The following is a 16,907-nucleotide window of genomic DNA, read 5'->3' as shown; positions in this document are numbered from 1 at the left end:
CGCTCGACGCCCGGATCCGCCGGTACGTGTTGCCCTCTCCACCCTGCTGAACCCACCACCGGGTGCAGTTCCCCGGACAACGTATCTGCAAGGAGACTGGTTATGCGCACACAGGGCTTCGCCCGTCGGCTCGTCACCTCGCTCGCCGCTACGGCCGCGGCCACCATGCTCTTCACCGGACACGCCACCGCCGAACCGGCCCAGGTCGACTGGGTTTCGGCCACCCAGCAGCTGCGGGCGGCCGCCGCGGGCAATCCCGGCGCCGAACGTGCCGTCGATACGCTCATCGGCGATCCCCGGGTCGCCGATGCCGCGCGGGAGGCCGCACTGCCGGCCCAGCCGTTCCAGATACCGGCCGAATCGAATATCGGCCGCGGAGGCGGGCCGGGTATGTACGGGTCGGGTGTGGCGCTGAATATCGACGGGTTCCGGTTCGCCTTCTTCGGCGGCCCGGGCACCATCGCCCCGAATCAGGACGGGGCGCGGCTGGAGGTGGTCTGGCTCAACCTGTCGAACGGCCGCAGCGGGATGGAGCCGCTGACCGAGCACATCGACATCATCGCCGACACCACCATCCGCACCCGGGTGATCGATCCGGGGCCCGGCATGATCGTGGCCGCCGTCTACGGCAGCCTGTGGCATCGGTGGCCGGTCCCGGTGAGCCCGGAGCACCCGGACGGATTCCAGTACGTGCGCGGGGAGATCACCTTCCCGTCGCTGGGCTCCGTATACAACTGAGCCTTCGCCGGATAAGCACAGCTCGGGCACGCGCCGGATACCCGGCGCGTGCCCTTTTCATGGGATGTTCCGATATGGCGGCGGTGTCGCTTTTGTCCGGTGCGTATGTTGTGAGCGGACACACTTTCACTGCTACCGTGAGCCCCGATATGCCGTTCGGAATCGCTAGGTCGAGTGCCGACGCGAGGATCTGTGGAGGTGTTCGAGGGTGAACCTGGCGCATACGCTGGAGACAGTCAAGGCTTATGGGCTACTGCAGTCCAGTGGATTCATCGATCTGAAGAATCCGGGGGAAACCCTGCGGACGCTCAAGGATTCCAAGACCTATATCCCGCAGGCCACGCTGATCATGCATTCGGCCCGGATCGCCCCAGATGCCCCGGGCCTGGTCGACGAACGTGGCGAACTGAGCTATCGCGAACTCGACGAGCAGTCCACGAAGATCGCGAACGGCCTGCGCAAGGCCGGCCTCACCGAGGGCACCGTGATCGGCATCCTGGCCCGCGACCACCGGGGCCTGATCCTGTCCATGGCCGCCGCCGGCAAACTGGGTGTGAAGATCGCCCTGATGAATACCGGCTTCGCCAAACCGCAGTTCGCCGAGGTATGCGAGCGCGAGAAGGTCAAAGCGGTCCTGCACGACAGCGAATTCGTCGGTCTGCTCGACGCCCTGCCGGCCGATATGCCGCGTTTCCTCACCTGGGTGGACGAGGGCACGGAACTGCCCGAGGGCGCGAAGAGCCTCGACGACCTGATTGCCGAGAACGGCCTGGATGCCCTGCCCGTACCGAGTAAGCCGGGCGGTTTCATCATTCTGACCAGCGGTACCACCGGTCTGCCCAAGGGCGCACCGCGCGAGAAGGCGTCCCCGGTGGCCACCGCGCAATTCCTGGACCGGATGCCGTTCCGCAAACGCGGCACGATGGTGATCGTGTCACCGATCTTCCACAGCACGGGCCTGGGCACCTGGCTGGTGGCCACCGGTCTGACCAACAAGATCGTCATGCGCCGCCGTTTCGACGCCGAGGCGACGTTGAAGATGGTGTCCGATCACAAGGCCGAGATGCTCGTCGCGGTACCGACCATGCTGCACCGGATGGTGGAACTGCCCGAGGAGATCCGGGCGAAATACGATACGTCGTCGCTGAAGGGCATCGTGCTGGCCGGTTCGGCGCTCTCCCCGGAACTGAGCACCCGCGCGGCCGAGGTGTTCGGGCCCGTCGTGCACAACCTGTACGGGTCCACCGAGGTCGCCATCGCGACCGTGGCCCAGCCACATGAGCTCGCCAAGGCCCCCGGCACCGTGGGCCGTCCCCCGCTGACCTGCGATGTGCGGTTGTACGACGACAACGACAAGCGAGTCGACGCCAAGAACGTCACCGCCCGGATCTTCGTCCGCAGCGGCGCCCCCTTCGAGGGGTACACCGACGGCCGGCACAAGCAGATCATCGACGGCTACATGTCCAGCGGCGACGTCGGCCATTTCACCGAGGACGGCCTGCTGATGGTCGACGGCCGCGACGACGACATGATCGTCTCCGGTGGCGAGAACGTCTTCCCGCAGGAGGTGGAGAACCTGTTGCTCGAACGCGAGGACATCTTCGATGCCGCCGTGGTCGGCGTCGACGATGTGGAATTCGGTAAGCGGCTGCGCGCATTCGTGGTGCCCGAACCCGGCCACACTCCGACCGAGGACGAGATCAAGGCCCATGTGAAGGAGAACCTCGCCCGGTACAAGGTTCCGCGCGAGGTGATCTTCCTCGATGATCTGCCGCGCAATCCCACCGGGAAACTGCTGCGGCGGGTCCTGGTGGAATACGAGGTCTGACACCACCTCTCGACCGGGGAAACCGGGACATCCCACAACGATATCCCGGTTTCTTTACTGTCCGAGACAATCTCGGCGCACCCGCGGTCCGGGTTGCTAGGGTTGGCGCAGCACTGGAGTTCGAACAGGTAGGCCGCCGATCCGGCGGTTGCGCCGCGGAAGGTTGTCGCCGATGACATTGTCGCTGCCCGGCCCCGTTCGCAAGGCCGGCGATATCGCGCTGGCCGTGAACGTCATGCGTAAACGCGGCCTGTTCGATCCGCTGCGGCTCGACCACGCCGTCAAATCGATGGTCAATGCGGGCAGATACGGCCCGTTCGCGGCCGTCGTGATGCATGCCGTGCAGGACCGGCCCGATTCCCCCGCGATCGCCGACGAAAAAGGCGAACTCACCTTCCGCGACCTCGATCAGCAGTCGAACGCGTTCGCGCGCGGACTGGTAGAACGCGGCCTGCGCGCCGGTGATGTGGTGGCCATCCTGGCCCGCGACCACCGCGGGATGGTGCTGAGCATGCTCACCGCCGGCAAACTGGGCCTGCGTGCGGTGCTGATGAACACCGGTTTCGCCACACCGCAGTTCGCCGACGTGGCCGAACGCGAGCAGGTCAAGGCCGTGCTGCACGACAGTGAGTTCTTCGAACTGATGAGCGCGATCCCGGCGTCGATTCCGCGCATCCTGACCTGGGTCGACGAATCCGACCACGCGGACGCCGCGATCCCCACGGTCGAATCGGTCTCCGCCGGCCAGTCCACCGCGCCGCTCACCGCGCCCCGTAAACCCGGCGGTACGGTCATCCTGACCAGCGGAACCACCGGCACCCCGAAGGGCGCCCCGCGGGACAAGGTGAGCCCGTTCATCTCCGCCCAGTTCATCGACCGGGTACCGCTGCCCAGCAACGGCACGATGGTGATGGCGGCCCCGATCTTCCACGGCACCGGACTGTCTCAGTTCAGCCTCGGCCTCGGCCTCGGCAACCGGGTGATCTTTCAGCAGCGGCGGTTCGACCCCGAACTCACCCTGGCCAATATCGAACGCTACCGGGCGGATTCGCTCGTCGTGGTGCCGACCATGCTGCAGCGCATCCTCGACCAGCCGCGCGAAGTCCTGGACCGCTACGATGTGTCCTCGCTACGGGTCATCTTCGCGGCCGGTTCGGCCATCCCACCGGATGTGGTGGTGCGCACCGGCGAATACTTCGGCGATGTGCTGTACAACCTGTACGGCTCCACCGAATGCGCGGTGATCACCGTGGCGACCCCGGAGGAACTGCGCGCCGAGCCGGGCACGGCGGGCCGGCCACCGGTCGGGGTGCGGATCGCACTGTACGACGAGAACCGTCAGCGGATCACCGAACCAGAGGTGACCGGCACGATCTTCATCGACAACCCGCACGCGTTCAATGCCTATACCGACGGCCGCACCAAGGAACAGGTGGACGGCATGATGTCCTCCGGCGATGTCGGGCACCTGGACCGCAACGGCCTGCTGTTCATCGACGGCCGCGACGACGACATGATCGTCTCCGGCGGCGAGAACGTCTTCCCACAGGAAGTCGAGCATCTCATCGCCAACCGCCCCGATGTCCTGGAGGCCGCGGTGGTCGGCGTGGACGACCGCGAGTTCGGCAAACGACTGCGAGCAGTGGTGGTCCCCGGGCGCGGTTCGTCCCGGGACCCGCAGGAGATCAAGGACTACGTCAAGGCGAACCTCGCCCGCTACAAAGTCCCCCGCGAGGTGATCTTCCTCGACGAACTCCCCCGCAACGCCACGGGAAAACTGCTCCGCAAACCCCTGACGGAGCTGGAACCCGACCGGTGACCCGGACCGCACGGCCGCCGGCCATACCGCGCGCTTCGTCACGGGTCGTCCCAGCAGGTTGACACCGGGCTCAGCACATCGGGACGAGCCCGGACCTGCGCGAGGCCACCGACGACTGGACTGTTCGCGGACCTCGGCGATCGCCACGGCGGTTCGAGGCCCGGAAAGTTTCGGCCCGTCCCGGGGGCCGAAACCCGCGACGCCGAAGGCGGCGCACACCAACACAGCTATCATTGCCCGGTGCAGATCAGGTTCGGCGCCACCCATCCGGTGGACCGTCGCGGTGCCGCGCGCGTCCGCGGCGCGGTGGCCGGACTGATCTCGGGTGGCGTTGCGGTCGCCGCGCACGGTTGGGCCGCGCCCACCACTACCCCGGACAGTACGGCGATCATGCTGCTGGGTGCGACCGCCGCGGTCCTCGGTGCGCTGGTCGCCGGTTTTCGTACCGGACAGGCCGGGCTCACCGCCGCCTTGGCGGCCGGCCAGCTGGTGGGTCATTTCTGTCTCGGTTGGGGTAGCGGGCATCTGCATCACGGTGATCTGCAGCTGACGCCGGCGATGATCGCGGCACATGTCCTGGCCGCGTGGGCCGCCGCACTGCTCGTCCGTGGTACCGAGGCCGCCTACCGGGCGGGTGCCGCCGCGCTGTCCCGGATCATCCCCCTGGTCCCGCGACCCCCGGCGATCGCCGGCCCTGCGCCGTTGCGTACGACGCATCGCGACCGCCTGGTTCCACGCATCCTCGTCACCGGTACCGGCGGTACCCGCGCGCCGCCCACCGCCGTCCTGGTCTGATCTCTCGTCCGGCCCGCCGGCCGCACCGTGTCTCCGCACGGTCGCTCGCCCGGCCACGCCGGATTTCCCCATCCCGGTAGAGCCGTAGCGGGCCGCCGGGATCTGTGCGCACGCCCCGGCACCGTCCGGTGGGTGCGCCCGAGCCAGCACAGGCAGGTAGCAACCTTGAGTACCACCGAGGTCGCCGAGGCGCGCGACAACGCCGCGCCCGCGACGAACACGAACAAACCGGGCCGGGGCGCATTCCGTGCGCTCGCGCTCCGGCTGCACTTCTACGCCGGCCTCTTCGTGGGGCCGTTCCTCTTGACAGCGGCGCTGACCGGGGCCCTTTACGCAATCTCCCCCACCCTCGAATCCTTTGTGCACCGGGATGTGCTGTACGCGGATACCGAAGGTCCGCAGCGGCCGCTGTCCGAGCAGGTCGCCGCGGGCGTCGCGGCTCGCCCGGAGCTCACCCTCGTCGCGGTCGCCCCGGCGCCGGTACCGGGCGAAACGACCCGCGTGCTGTTCAGCGATCCCGGTCTCGGGGAATCCGAGCGGCGCGCGGTCTTCGTCGATCCGGTCACCGCTCGGCCGGTGGGAGAATCGGTGGTCTACGGCAGTTCCGGCGCGCTGCCGGTCCGGGCCTGGATATCTCAGGCACACCGCCACCTCCACCTGGGTGAACCGGGGCGGCTGTATTCCGAGCTGGCGGCCTCATGGCTGTGGCTGATCGCATCGGCCGGACTGGTGTTGTGGGTACGGCGGGTACGGGCACGCCGCCGGCGTAATTCCGCAATCTGGCTGTTCGCCCCCGACCTGGCACCGAACACGCGCGGACGCCGTCTCAACTGGCACGGCGCGGTCGGTGTGTGGATCCTGCCGGTCTTGCTCCTGCTCTCGGCGACGGGGCTCACCTGGTCGACCTATGCGGGCGCCAATATCGAACAGTTGCGGGAGGACCTGAGCTGGACCACCCCGGCGGTCGATACCGCGCTCCCGAATTCGGCGTCCTCGAACCACTCCGATCACGCCGGCCACCACGGTACTCCCGCGATGACGCATACCGTTGCGGCCGAGCGGATCGAACAACTGGACACCGTACTGGCTGCCGCCCGTGCGGCCGGAGTCACGAAACCGGCCGAGATCAGTGTTCCCGGCGCGGATGCCGGAGCCTTCGCGGTCAAAGAGCTACGCCGGTCGGGCACGTTGACAGTGGATGCGGTCGCGGTGGACGGCGCCACCGGCGCGATCACCGATCAGCTGCCCTATTCCGAGTGGAATCTTATGGCCAAGCTGGCCAACTGGGGTATCCAGCTCCATATGGGCCTGATGTTCGGCCTGCCCAACCAGTTACTTCTCCTGGTAGCGATGGTGGGACTGGTCACCGTGATCGTTCGCGGTTACCTCATGTGGTGGCAGCGCCGTCCCGCAACCGCGGGTACCTGGCGCGCCGCGGGTAGACCCCCGCGGCGCGGTGTGCTACGCCGCTGCCTGCCGCTCGCGATCCCGGCCCTGGTGGCGGCAGCGCTGATCGGCTGGTTCGCGCCGGTTTTCGGCCTGAGCCTGCTGGTCTTTCTGCTGGTCGACATCGTCGTCGGGCGAGTGCGGAAACCACAGAAGGGATAGACCGCGCCATTCCGTCCGGCCGCAGACCACGGCGGGGCCAGCGGCCGGAAGTACCGCGGCGATCGGAGCACGGCAATGTCCGAAGTCGCGTCCCAGGGTCGGGCGGCCGCCGCGCCCGGCCCGGTTTCCGGGGAGCTCACCCGAGCGGCCCGGCTCCCGGCCCGGCGACAGCTTCGAAAGTTCTGGACCGGTCGTATCCGATCCCCGCCAGCCGCTGCCGTACCGCCGCCGCGACTCGCTCGGCAGCGGCGGTATCGACCAGGGCGATGATGCTGCCCCCGAATCCACCGCCCACCATGCGCGCCCCGTGCGCCCCGGCCTCCAGTGCCGTATCGACAGCCGTATCCAGCACCTCGGTCGACACGGCGAAATCGTCGCGCAGCGAGGCATGTCCTTCGTTCAGCAGGGGGCCGATCGCCCGGGGGTCCACGCCTTCGCGAAGCAGTGTGGCCACCCGGCGGACCCGCTCGTTCTCGCTCACCACATGGTGCGCGCGCCGGTACAGCACGGGGTCGGCGAGGCCGGTCAGACGGTCGATATCGCCGATATCGCGCAGCGACCCCACGCCGAGCGCCGCCGCCGCTGCGGCGCATTCGGCCCGGCGGGTGGCGTATCCGCCCCCGGCGTGCTCGTGCGCCTGACCGGTATCGATGACCAGCAGACGCAGGCCGGTTGCCGCCAGGTCGAACGGAAGCTGCTCGAAGCCACCGGTTTCCGCGCTCTGGAAGGCCCGGACATCCAGGAAGAGCGCATGGCCGGCGGTGCACAGGATCGAGGCGGCGTGATCGAGGATCCCGGTGGGCGCGCCCACATAGTCGTTCTCGGCGGCGCGGGCGATATCGATCAGTTCTCGGTCGCCGGTCCCCGGCGCACAGAGATCACGCACGGCCACCGCGGTGGCACAGCACAGTGCGGCGGAAGACGACAATCCCGCACCGGCCGGTACTTCGCCGTCGAATTCGAGATCCAATCCCGCGACCCGATGTCCGCGCCGCCCGAACTCGGCGAGCACCCCGAGCGGATACCGCGCCCAGCGGGGTACCCGGTCGCGTTCGGCGGCCAGATCCGCGGCTGGTAGGCGCACTGGCTCGCCCGCGCGCTGCCGGGACCGCACCCGTACCAGCTCGTCGGTGTGCCGGACGCCGCGGCAGGTGACCGCCAGCGGTATCGCGATCGGCAGGACGAACCCGTCGTTGTAATCGGTGTGCTCACCGATCAGGTTGACCCGGCCGGGCGCCGACCAGGAGCGGCGCGTATCGGTTTTCTCCTCGCTTCCAGTCACCGGACCACCGTACGAGCTGCACCGGGCGGCCGGTCGGTACGCCACCGGCGATCGAGACACCCGTTACGACGTTGTTGCGCCAAGACAGCGACAAATTCGGCACTGCATGTCATCATCGGACCAATAGTCCAGTTTTGGTGTCGGACGTGCAGCGCCCGGCTCGGACATCCCCTCGTACAGGAAGACTCGGTTTCGTCAGCCGCCGCTCGCTGGGCAGGTAGAGCACGACAGACAAGGATTTCCGACCTGAGACGCGGCTCGATTTCACCGGGAATGGAGCGACAACAAGGGGGGCTGATGATCATCAGCGAACCACAGCGTGCAGGACGGTACGGCTTTCACGGGATAGGTTGCTGGGCGGTGGTTTCGGCGATCGTGGGTGCCGCGGTCGCGGTTCACCTGGTTGTCGATTCCCGCGTGCTGTCGTTACTGGTGGCGGTATCGGTCGCACTGGGTACCGTGGCGGCGATCGTTTTCGGCGTGCGCCGGCACCGGCCGGTGCCGGCGCTGCCCTGGTACCTGCTGGCGGGCGCGGCCGTCCCCTTCGCCGTCGGCACCGTCGTCCGTGAATTCACCCCGGCCGCGTCCACCCCTCTCGACGAGATATGCACCCTCACCGGATACACCGGAATCGTGTTGGCCGCGCTGCTGTGGCTGCGCCCACGCCAGGCGCGCGCGCATCCCGATGTGCTGCTGGATTCGGGACTGATCGGACTCGGCGCGCTGCTGGCATCCTGGATCTTCCTCATCGCCCCCGTGCTGCACTCCGGCGAAGCGGTCGTGAATACGCTGACCGCGGTGGTCTTTCCGGTTTTCGACGCGTTGCTGCTCACCCTGCTCGCGCATTCCCTGGCCACCTCGTGCCGGTCGGAAACATCGCTGCGGCTACTGCATCTCGGCGTAGCGGGGGCCTTGCTCACCGATATCGGCTACCGCCTGGCGGCGGCGGACACGCTGACGGTGGATCCGGATGTGCTGCTGCTCCCGCTCCTGGGCACCTATGTGTCGGTGGGCGGGGCGGCGCTGCACCCGACGATGACGGCATTGAGTGCGCCGCGGCAGATCCGGCTGCACCATTCCCGGCAGCGCGCCAGCGTGATCGCGGTGGCCCTGGTGGTTTCCTCGCTCGTGCCGGTGGCACGGGCCCCCCTCAGCCCGCTCGATCAGGTCATCGTGTCGGTTGTGCTGGCATTGCTGCTGATCGGATTGCTGATCCGCAGCGAACGCGCCATCGGGCGTAGCGCACGCAGTGAACGGCAGGCGAAGTACCAGGCCGATCACGATCCGCTCACCGGTCTGCTGAACCGTTCGGCGCTGCTGCGGGTGCTGCACCGCGAACATCGCGACTGGGCCGAGCGGCCGCTGTGTCTGCTGTTCGTCGATCTGGACGAGTTCAAGGCGATCAACGACAGTTACGGGCATACGGTCGGCGACGAGTTGATCGCCGAGGCCGCGCACCGGATCCGGACCGCCGTGCGCCGCGACGATGTGGTGGCCCGGTACGGCGGCGACGAATTCGTCGTGCTGGCGCCGCTGGATCGCGACGAGGCGACCACGATGGCCGAACGCCTGCTGGGCACCTTCATGAAACCGTTCCGGCTCAGTATCGGCGAGGTGCCGCTCACCGCCAGTATCGGCCTGGCCTGCGGCGGCCCGCGCAATATCGACGCCACCGTCGACGATCTCATCCGCGATGCCGACGCGGCCATGTACCTGGCGAAACGCCGGGGTTTCGGCTACATGTTCCACGATGCCATGCGGCACACCCCCGCCGAGCCGATCCAGCACAGCTGGCCGCGGGAGACAGCGGTCTGATCAGTCGTATTCGCCCGCGCGCCCCGGGGAACCCGGCCGTGCGCGGCCCGAAACCGGTTCCTGGTTCAGTCCGACAGTTCCTCGAGCAGTTTGCGGGCCTGCTCCAATTCGGCTTGCAGTTGCTGGACTTTGGCTTCCTGCGCGCCACGCACGGCGTCGAGCAGGCTGTCGACCACCTCGGCGACTTCGGGGTGCAGCAGTTTCGCCGCCTGGGCCACCGCCGGGCCGGCCACCGGTAGAGCGCGGGCGGTGCGTTTCTTGCCGCTGGTCACATCGACGGTCCATTCACCGTCGGCGGTGCCGTTGATAGTGACCACGACCTCCGCGGTCTTCGCCTTACGCGCGGCGGGCGCCTTGGCCGCCTTGGCCGGAGCCGGCGTCCGCGGTGCCGCAGCCGGTTTCGCTTCGGCCGTGGACTTGTTCGCGGTGGTGGGGGCGGATCCGGGGGCCCGTTTCTCGGCGGTGGTCTGGGACGCAGCGGTGGGCACGGGCGCTTCCTTCGGTTCGGGGGCGGGTCGGGTCTCGGGAGCGGCTTTCGACGCCGCCGCGGGCGCCGGCCGATCACGCTGTGGTTTGGTGAGGGTCACCTCGGTGGGCCCGAAGGAGAGTACATCCTTGGACCCGGTGGGGCGGACCTGCAGAAAATCGCCGTCGGCCGGGTCGCCGAGCGAGACGACCTTGCCCGAGCGCCCTTCGGTGACTCCCACCGCCGCGGCGGTGAACCACACCATCGGCGGGCGGCCCGCTTCGATCTCCGCGGAGATCTGTTCGAGGTCGTTGTCGGACAGGGGTTTCGGCTTCGCGCTCGATGGTGTTCGCGACGGCATGGGGCACTCCGGGGGCAATCTCACTGTTTCGTCGAATAGCTGCGTGCACAGATGATGCCGCACCGCACCGACATCTTCACACGCAGGCATAGCAATACCTTCCGACCTCGATAGAACGTGTTCTACTATGACCGCGATCCGGAGACCGTAAGGAGGCATCGTGCCGCTGGACCCGACCGCCACCGAACTGCGAGACGCCGTCCTGGCCTCGCCACGCGCGGTGGCCGTCCACGATCGAGCCGCCTGGGTGGGCCTGTTCACCCGCGACGCGGTGGTCAACGATCCCGTCGGTTCCGCTCCGCATCGGGGGTACGACGCGATCGCCCGCTTCTACGACACCTTCATCGCCCCCAACGACATCGTTTTCGACGTCGCCTACGATTTCGCCGGCCCCGCGACCGTCGTCCGCGATCTCACCATCACCATCACCATGTCGACCGGCGCCCGAGTGCGGGTGCCGATGCATCTGCGCTACGAGATCACCGAGGAAGACGGCGATCTGCGTATCTCACACCTCGCGGCCTACTGGGAACTGCTACCGATGATCGGGCAGCTCATGAGCACCGGTATCGCGGGCCTGCGCGCGGGCACCCGGCTCGGCGGGCTGTTGCTGCGCAATCAGGGTGCATCCGGCCTGCTGGGGATGGCCCGGGCCGTGACCGGCATCGGGCGGACCGGTAAGGAGATCACCCACCGGCTGTGCGCGGCCGCGGCAACGGGAGATACGGCCACCGTCACCGAACTGGCGGGCGGCCGCGAAACCGTGCGGTTGTGGTCCGGGGAGTCGATTCCACCCGCGGAACTGGTGGCGCGGGCCCGCGGCCTGCGCTGCGGGAAAACTCTCGCGGCGGGCCGATCGGTGACCGTCAGCGGTGAAACCCCGGACGGGCCGGTGCTGTTGATCCTCGATTTCCACCCGGCCGCGCCCCGCCTGGAAACTCTGCGCATCTACACGGATACGGTCGCCTGACGCAGCACATCCCGGGCGTGCTCGGCCGCCCGGATGTACGTCGGGTGGACTCCACGGTTTCCTGCGCGACCTCCTGCCTCCCCCTCCGAAGGCCCGGGCGACCACCCGACGGCGTCACCGAGGAGCATTCTGTCTCCGAGCGACCGCGCACTCCCGCCGCGCACTCCCGCCGCGAGCCGGTCGGCTCGCGGCGACGACCCGGTACCGCCCTGCTCGAGGCACGATTCCGTTGCAACAGCCCGCCGGCTATTTACTGAGACTCTAAGTCCCGGTAAATTTCGGGGTGGAGATGTACCCCATAACGCACGAGGAGGCACCGATGACGCCGTCGACTCTGCCCCGGGCCCCGAAACTGGGAGCCCGGTACCGCGAAATGCTGGAAACGCTGTCGGAAGGCTCGGTGCGCCGCCGCTTCGACCCTTATCTCGATATCGATTGGGACGCACCCGAACTGGCACTCGACCGCAACGATCCGCGCTGGATCCTCTCCCCCGATTACGATCCACTCGGCGCCACCGACTGGTATCGCCAGTTGCCGGTCGACAAGCAGATCGAGATCGGGCGCTGGCGGATCGCCAATGCCATCAAGGTCGGCGCGGCCTTCGAAACCGTGCTGATCCGCGGCATGATGCAGTACATCGCAAAGCTGCCCAACGGTTCGCCGGAGTTCCGGTACTGCCTGCACGAGATGACCGAAGAGTGCAATCACATCCAGATGTTCCAGGAACTGGTGAACCGGATCGGCGACGATGTCCCCGGTATGCGGCCGATCTTCCGGGCCCTGTCCCCGTTCATCGGGGTGGCCGGCGGTTACGCCCACGTCATTCTTTTCCTCGGGATCCTGGGTGGTGAGGAACCGATCGACCACTACCAGAAGGCGATGATCCGCAACGGCGCGAATCTGCCGCCCCTGGTGGTGCGGACGATGGAGATCCATATCGCCGAGGAAGCCCGGCATATCTCGTTCGCGGGAGAATTCCTGCGCGCGCATATCGAGAAACTCGGCCCGATCTCCACCGCACTGTGCGGAATCTCCTTCCCGCTGGCGCTACGCTGGCTGGCCGGCGAGATCATGGCGCCTCCGCCCGAGTTCGCCCGCCGATTCGAGGTACCGCGCTCGGTGATCGAAGAGGCCTTCTGGCGCAGTCCGCATTCTCGCGGGATCCTGTCCGGCTATTTCGGCGATATGCGCGCCCTCGCCGACGAACTCGGCCTGATGAACCCGGTCACCACCCGGCTGTGGCGGGCACTGGGAATCGACGGCGACCGTTCGCGCTACCGCAGCGAACCGGAACGCCGGATCCGGCCTGCGGTCGCCTGACCCGGCACCCCGGACCGGCACGGTTCCGGCCCGGGCCAGGACGCTCACGGGGTGACGCTGAGCCCCGCGACCACTTCGGCCAGTTCCCGGTCCGGATCCACCACCACACCGACCGCGCGGGCCGCGCCGTCGAGGACGTACCACGCGTAGCCGGCCAGATCGGCGACCACCTCGGCGCGCGTCCGCCTGGACCGTGGATCGGCAACCCAGGCGGCGAGCACTCCTTCCACCATCGTCACCACGGCGAACGGCACAGGTTCGAGGGCCGCCGAATCGACACCCACGATCTCACCGATTCCCTCGATCAGCTCCTGTGAACGTGCCGAGATGCGAGTTTTCAGGCTGCTGATCGCGTCGACATTGTCCGGACCGCCCGCCGGTGGCCCGGAACGCGCGAACGCGGTGAGGTGGGGATGATCCGCCATCCAGTCGGCCACCGCACGGACGGTGCGGGTGATGATCTCGCGCACCGAGCCGGTGGACACGTCCAGTTGTGCGTCGAGCACCGCCCCGAGATCGTCGATCAGGTACGACCGGATCCGCCGGTCCAGATCTTCGCGACCGCTGAACTGCCGGTACACCACCGATTTGGCCACCCCGGCCCGTTCGGCGATCTGGATCACCGGGATCTCCGCGCCGGCCGGCTTCTCCTCGAGCAGTTCCACCGCGGCCTGCAAGATCTTGCGCTGCCGTTCGGTGTTGTGCTGCTGCCAGCGCGCCGCGTACCCATTGACCGCCCCCGGGATCCGCGACCGCGGTGAAGCCACCGACATGCCTGGCAGTCTACCCAGCGTAACCGCGGACGGTCGCACTCGCGCCGACCGTTTCCGGCCCGGCGATTTCATCCTCGTTCACATCCGTGCACCGGCAAATGAAAGAACATTTACGCATACATCAATGCGATATTTCCCACCCCGCGCCCGCTCGATAATCCCGTCGAATTCTACGAACCGGTCGTTTTGTCGATCATGATCTTGCCTGCCACCTGCGGAGATCACCGAAACCCCGCTCGCACAGACTTATCCACATTACCTGCCGCTATCGAACTATGGCTATGCTCCGAAGCCCGGAGAATCGGTGCGCCACAAACCGGAGCACGGCCTGAACGAAAAAGGCTAGAATTGCGACACATTGGTACCGGGCGGGTCCGGCGATCTGCTGTCACAATGTTGCTCGGTCGCGGGAGTTTCCGGCGAACCGGTTTCAGGGGGCGGCGAAATCGAAGCAGCGTACCCATACGTGGCGACCCGCCGGCGCACCACGCGTACAGGAGGCAAGGATGCCCGACAACACCGGCCCCGAGGAGAACGACGTGGAAACGACCGCCGACCACACCCCCGTGATCTGGCCCGAGCCCAGCCGGCTCGAAGCCTGGTGGCGCGACATCATGGCCGGCCCGGGCTCACCGGGCCCGGGCCGGCGGACAGGAACCGTCCCCACCGTCCCGCACGCGTAATCCCGGCAGGATTCGGCCGAGATCGACGGGCGGGGCGCCGCCCGCGGAAGCGAGGGCGCAATCACGCCCGGCAGCGCATCGGCCGATTCCCGACTACACGTTCCGGAGCGCGAACGCGTCCTTCGGGCGATTCCTGGCAACGCACGTTCCGGACCGCGAACGCGGCCTATCGGCCCACACCCGGCAACGCAGGCTCCAGACCGTGAACACGGCACTCGTCCAGGTTCCGTCCCTCGCACGCCGCGGCGCGCCCCACGCCACCGTGTGGGGTGTCCGGAGCCGAGGGGCGGGCACCGCAACGACGACAACGCCCGGGGCCGTTACTCCCCAGGGAGTGCGGGCTGCCCGGCCGAGCGGGGAGTGAGTCGTACCAACGGGATTTCACGTGTAGTCCGTTTCTGATAGTCACCGTAGACCGGATAGTCGGCGACGATCCGGGGCCACAGCGACGCCCGTTCCTGCGGGAGCAGAACGCGAGCGGTCATCGGTTTACGCGGCCCGTTGCGAAACGCGACCTCGACTGCCGAATTGTCCCGGAGATTGTGATACCACGCCGGATTCGCCGGGTCGCCCACGCGCGAGGCGACGACGATGTAGTCATCACCGTCCACAATCGGCGCGGTGAGCATGACCGAGCGAGGGCGACCGGTTTTCCGGCCGCTGGTGATCAGTTCGAGAGCCGGCATCCCGAAGTACTCGGTCCCCAGCCGGCCGCGGCTGAGGCGCAGCAGTGCCCGGTGCGCCGTATTGACGGCCCTGAGCGTGAAATTCGACGGCATAACAGGTGATCCTCCGGTTCGCGACAGCGCAACCCAGCAAACCAGTTCAGGTCTCGGTCGGGCAACGCCCGCGACGGATGTGACGGACGCGCGACACGGGGCCCGGCCGGTACGGTCGCACGGCCCGCCTGGCCTGGTTCCTGGAAACCGTTGCCTTCACGCAACGTTGGCGGCGCAGGTACCCCAACTTCCGTTGCTACTACGTGACCTACCGGGGGACCGTCGTGAATTACACCGATGCAATTCATACCGAGCAATTTCTCGAAGAGCCGAAATTGCCTGATCTCATGGAGTTCTCGGTCCGATATCACGAATCGGATGAACTCCCGACCATCCGGAGATACCACACTCATCGCGAATTAGCTGATTGTTTGCCTGATCACGTCGCTATCGTGCCGCGCCCTCGAACGAAGGTATTCGGTATCGACAAAGAACGTCCACAACGGCCGCCGACCCGGAGCAGGGCCGGCCGTGCGTGCAAACACCCCGCAGCCGGCCAGCCGATCCGGGCGCGACGAAGCGCACACCGACCACCCGAACGACTACGGAAGAGACGACACCGACTCACACAAGGGCCGCCGTAGTGGCGCCGACCGGCCCGGACCACCGGAGCATCGCACCTTCGAAACAAGGAAAGGCCCCGGAGAGGATGTCCTCTCCGGGGCCTTTCCGGTAGTAGCGGGGACAGGATTTGAACCTGCGACCTCTGGGTTATGAGCCCAGCGAGCTACCGAGCTGCTCCACCCCGCGTTGGGTGAACACAACATTACACACGTCTCGGCGGGGTTGCCAAATTGCCAGGTCAACCGCATTTTCTTCCGGCCATGAGCGGCGCCACCCGCATTCCGGACGGACCCGGGCGCCGAAAGCAGCGATCGACCGGACTCACTCTCGGCCATATCGGGTCACCGACTGTTAGCGAATCGATTGCCCCAGATCTCGAACGCGATACGCGTGACACGAATTACGATTATTCAGTGATCCCCGTCACATTTCCGTGTGATCACACGTTCGAGCGGGTAGCGGAAATTCGGATTATGACCAGCAGTTTTCCATATATTCCCGACTCTCGCCAATACACATATTGATAGTTATCGATACGTGATCTGCGGAGAATTCTTGGTTACGGTCGTTCGCAGGCCCCGACCAGACCGGGACGGGCCGACCGAATCGGAGAACACCGGCAACCCTGTCCCACGGTTCGGCTCAAACCCCGACACAACACCTGGGGACAGGGGCACGCAGCTTCCAACGCGCTGCCGGTGGGCACAGGGAGGGATTCGCATATGACCAAGACCCGAAAGTTCAGCACCCGCGCCCTCGGCATGACCGCTATCGCCGGGGCTCTCGTTGCCGTACCGTTCGGTCTTTCCACCGCCACCGCCTCGGCTTACTCGGGCAACTGGGATGCTGTCGCCCAGTGCGAGAGCGGCGGCGACTGGTCCATCAACACCGGCAACGGCTACTACGGCGGCCTGCAGTTCTCCCAGAGCACCTGGGAAGCCAACGGTGGTAGCGGCTCGGCGCACAACGCCAGCCGCGAGGAGCAGATCCGCGTCGCCGAGAACGTGCTCGCCACTCAGGGCCCCGGCGCCTGGCCGGTGTGCGGTTCGTACCTGTGACACCGCACGGCGCCTGATCGAGCGCCGGTCACCGCGTGAAACAAGAG

General features: G+C 67.2%; 13 protein-coding genes, 1 tRNA gene and 1 pseudogene. 10 read left to right on the top strand and 5 right to left on the bottom strand.

What is annotated here, in order from left to right:
- Positions 1-102: 102 nt before the first annotated feature.
- From IU448_RS18140 to IU448_RS18120, 5 genes are all read left to right on the top strand, one after another.
- Positions 103-738, top strand: coding sequence for a hypothetical protein (locus IU448_RS18140; protein WP_195056784.1), 636 nt, complete (start codon positions 103-105; stop codon positions 736-738).
- 208 nt (positions 739-946) lie between these two features.
- Positions 947-2,566: an acyl-CoA synthetase gene (locus tag IU448_RS18135; protein ID WP_195056783.1), complete on the top strand. Its 1,620-nt coding sequence runs from the start codon at positions 947-949 to the stop codon at positions 2,564-2,566.
- Between the two features lie 172 nt (positions 2,567-2,738).
- Positions 2,739-4,385, top strand: coding sequence for an acyl-CoA synthetase (locus IU448_RS18130; RefSeq protein WP_195056782.1), 1,647 nt, complete (start codon positions 2,739-2,741; stop codon positions 4,383-4,385).
- Between the two features lie 240 nt (positions 4,386-4,625).
- Positions 4,626-5,180, top strand: a complete 555-nt coding sequence (locus tag IU448_RS18125) for a hypothetical protein (protein WP_228813323.1) — start codon at positions 4,626-4,628, stop codon at positions 5,178-5,180.
- Between the two features lie 165 nt (positions 5,181-5,345).
- Positions 5,346-6,788 carry a PepSY-associated TM helix domain-containing protein gene (locus IU448_RS18120; protein ID WP_195056781.1) on the top strand — a complete coding sequence of 481 codons (1,443 nt, stop codon included), beginning with the start codon at positions 5,346-5,348 and terminating at the stop codon, positions 6,786-6,788.
- 136 nt (positions 6,789-6,924) lie between these two features.
- On the opposite strand, the gene galK is transcribed toward IU448_RS18120, so the two are convergent.
- A complete protein-coding gene (gene galK / locus IU448_RS18115; protein WP_195056780.1) occupies positions 6,925-8,070 on the bottom strand; it encodes a galactokinase in 1,146 nt (381 codons plus the stop codon).
- A 297-nt stretch (positions 8,071-8,367) separates the two neighbouring features.
- Between galK and IU448_RS18110 the strand changes: the two genes are divergently transcribed.
- Positions 8,368-9,885 carry a GGDEF domain-containing protein gene (locus tag IU448_RS18110; protein ID WP_195056779.1) on the top strand — a complete coding sequence of 506 codons (1,518 nt, stop codon included), beginning with the start codon at positions 8,368-8,370 and terminating at the stop codon, positions 9,883-9,885.
- 65 nt (positions 9,886-9,950) lie between these two features.
- Here IU448_RS18110 and IU448_RS18105 read toward each other — a convergent pair whose 3' ends face one another.
- A complete protein-coding gene (locus IU448_RS18105) occupies positions 9,951-10,712 on the bottom strand; it encodes a DUF6319 family protein (protein WP_195056778.1) in 762 nt (253 codons plus the stop codon).
- Between the two features lie 160 nt (positions 10,713-10,872).
- Between IU448_RS18105 and IU448_RS18100 the strand changes: the two genes are divergently transcribed.
- Positions 10,873-11,682, top strand: coding sequence for a nuclear transport factor 2 family protein (locus IU448_RS18100; protein WP_195056777.1), 810 nt, complete (start codon positions 10,873-10,875; stop codon positions 11,680-11,682).
- 319 nt (positions 11,683-12,001) lie between these two features.
- Positions 12,002-13,003: an AurF N-oxygenase family protein gene (locus IU448_RS18095; protein WP_195056776.1), complete on the top strand. Its 1,002-nt coding sequence runs from the start codon at positions 12,002-12,004 to the stop codon at positions 13,001-13,003.
- 44 nt (positions 13,004-13,047) lie between these two features.
- Here IU448_RS18095 and IU448_RS18090 read toward each other — a convergent pair whose 3' ends face one another.
- Entirely contained in the window at positions 13,048-13,776 is a 729-nt protein-coding gene (locus IU448_RS18090; RefSeq protein WP_195056775.1) for a TetR/AcrR family transcriptional regulator, read from the bottom strand.
- 506 nt (positions 13,777-14,282) lie between these two features.
- Here IU448_RS18090 and IU448_RS18085 point away from each other — a divergent pair.
- The gene (locus IU448_RS18085) at positions 14,283-14,459 is read left to right on the top strand and encodes a hypothetical protein (RefSeq protein ID WP_195056774.1); all 177 of its coding nucleotides are present in this window, start codon (positions 14,283-14,285) and stop codon (positions 14,457-14,459) included.
- A 320-nt stretch (positions 14,460-14,779) separates the two neighbouring features.
- Here IU448_RS18085 and IU448_RS18080 read toward each other — a convergent pair whose 3' ends face one another.
- Together IU448_RS18080 and IU448_RS18075 are read right to left on the bottom strand one after the other, a co-directional pair.
- Positions 14,780-15,238: a nitroreductase/quinone reductase family protein gene (locus IU448_RS18080; protein ID WP_195056773.1), complete on the bottom strand. Its 459-nt coding sequence runs from the start codon at positions 15,236-15,238 to the stop codon at positions 14,780-14,782.
- A 676-nt stretch (positions 15,239-15,914) separates the two neighbouring features.
- Positions 15,915-15,988, bottom strand: a tRNA-Met gene (locus IU448_RS18075).
- A gap of 536 nt (positions 15,989-16,524) precedes the next feature.
- On the opposite strand from IU448_RS18075, the pseudogene IU448_RS18070 reads away from it, so the two are divergent.
- A pseudogene (locus IU448_RS18070) lies at positions 16,525-16,857 on the top strand (transglycosylase family protein); the annotation flags it as partial.
- Positions 16,858-16,907: the final 50 nt, after the last annotated feature.

Origin of the sequence: Nocardia flavorosea, assembly GCF_015477805.1 — a bacterium.
GTDB lineage: Bacteria > Actinomycetota > Actinomycetes > Mycobacteriales > Mycobacteriaceae > Nocardia > Nocardia flavorosea_A.
The sequence above is the reverse complement of the archived record's forward strand: the minus strand, read 5'-3'. Positions and strand labels throughout refer to the sequence as shown.

Coding starts and splice junctions, on each gene's coding strand:
- IU448_RS18110 (WP_195056779.1), top strand. CDS start 8,368: ATGATCATCAGCGAACCACAGCGTGCAGGACGGTACGGCTTTCACGGG.
- IU448_RS18080 (WP_195056773.1), bottom strand. CDS start 15,238: ATGCCGTCGAATTTCACGCTCAGGGCCGTCAATACGGCGCACCGGGCA.
- IU448_RS18095 (WP_195056776.1), top strand. CDS start 12,002: ATGACGCCGTCGACTCTGCCCCGGGCCCCGAAACTGGGAGCCCGGTAC.
- IU448_RS18140 (WP_195056784.1), top strand. CDS start 103: ATGCGCACACAGGGCTTCGCCCGTCGGCTCGTCACCTCGCTCGCCGCT.
- IU448_RS18085 (WP_195056774.1), top strand. CDS start 14,283: ATGCCCGACAACACCGGCCCCGAGGAGAACGACGTGGAAACGACCGCC.
- IU448_RS18130 (WP_195056782.1), top strand. CDS start 2,739: ATGACATTGTCGCTGCCCGGCCCCGTTCGCAAGGCCGGCGATATCGCG.
- IU448_RS18090 (WP_195056775.1), bottom strand. CDS start 13,776: ATGTCGGTGGCTTCACCGCGGTCGCGGATCCCGGGGGCGGTCAATGGG.
- IU448_RS18105 (WP_195056778.1), bottom strand. CDS start 10,712: ATGCCGTCGCGAACACCATCGAGCGCGAAGCCGAAACCCCTGTCCGAC.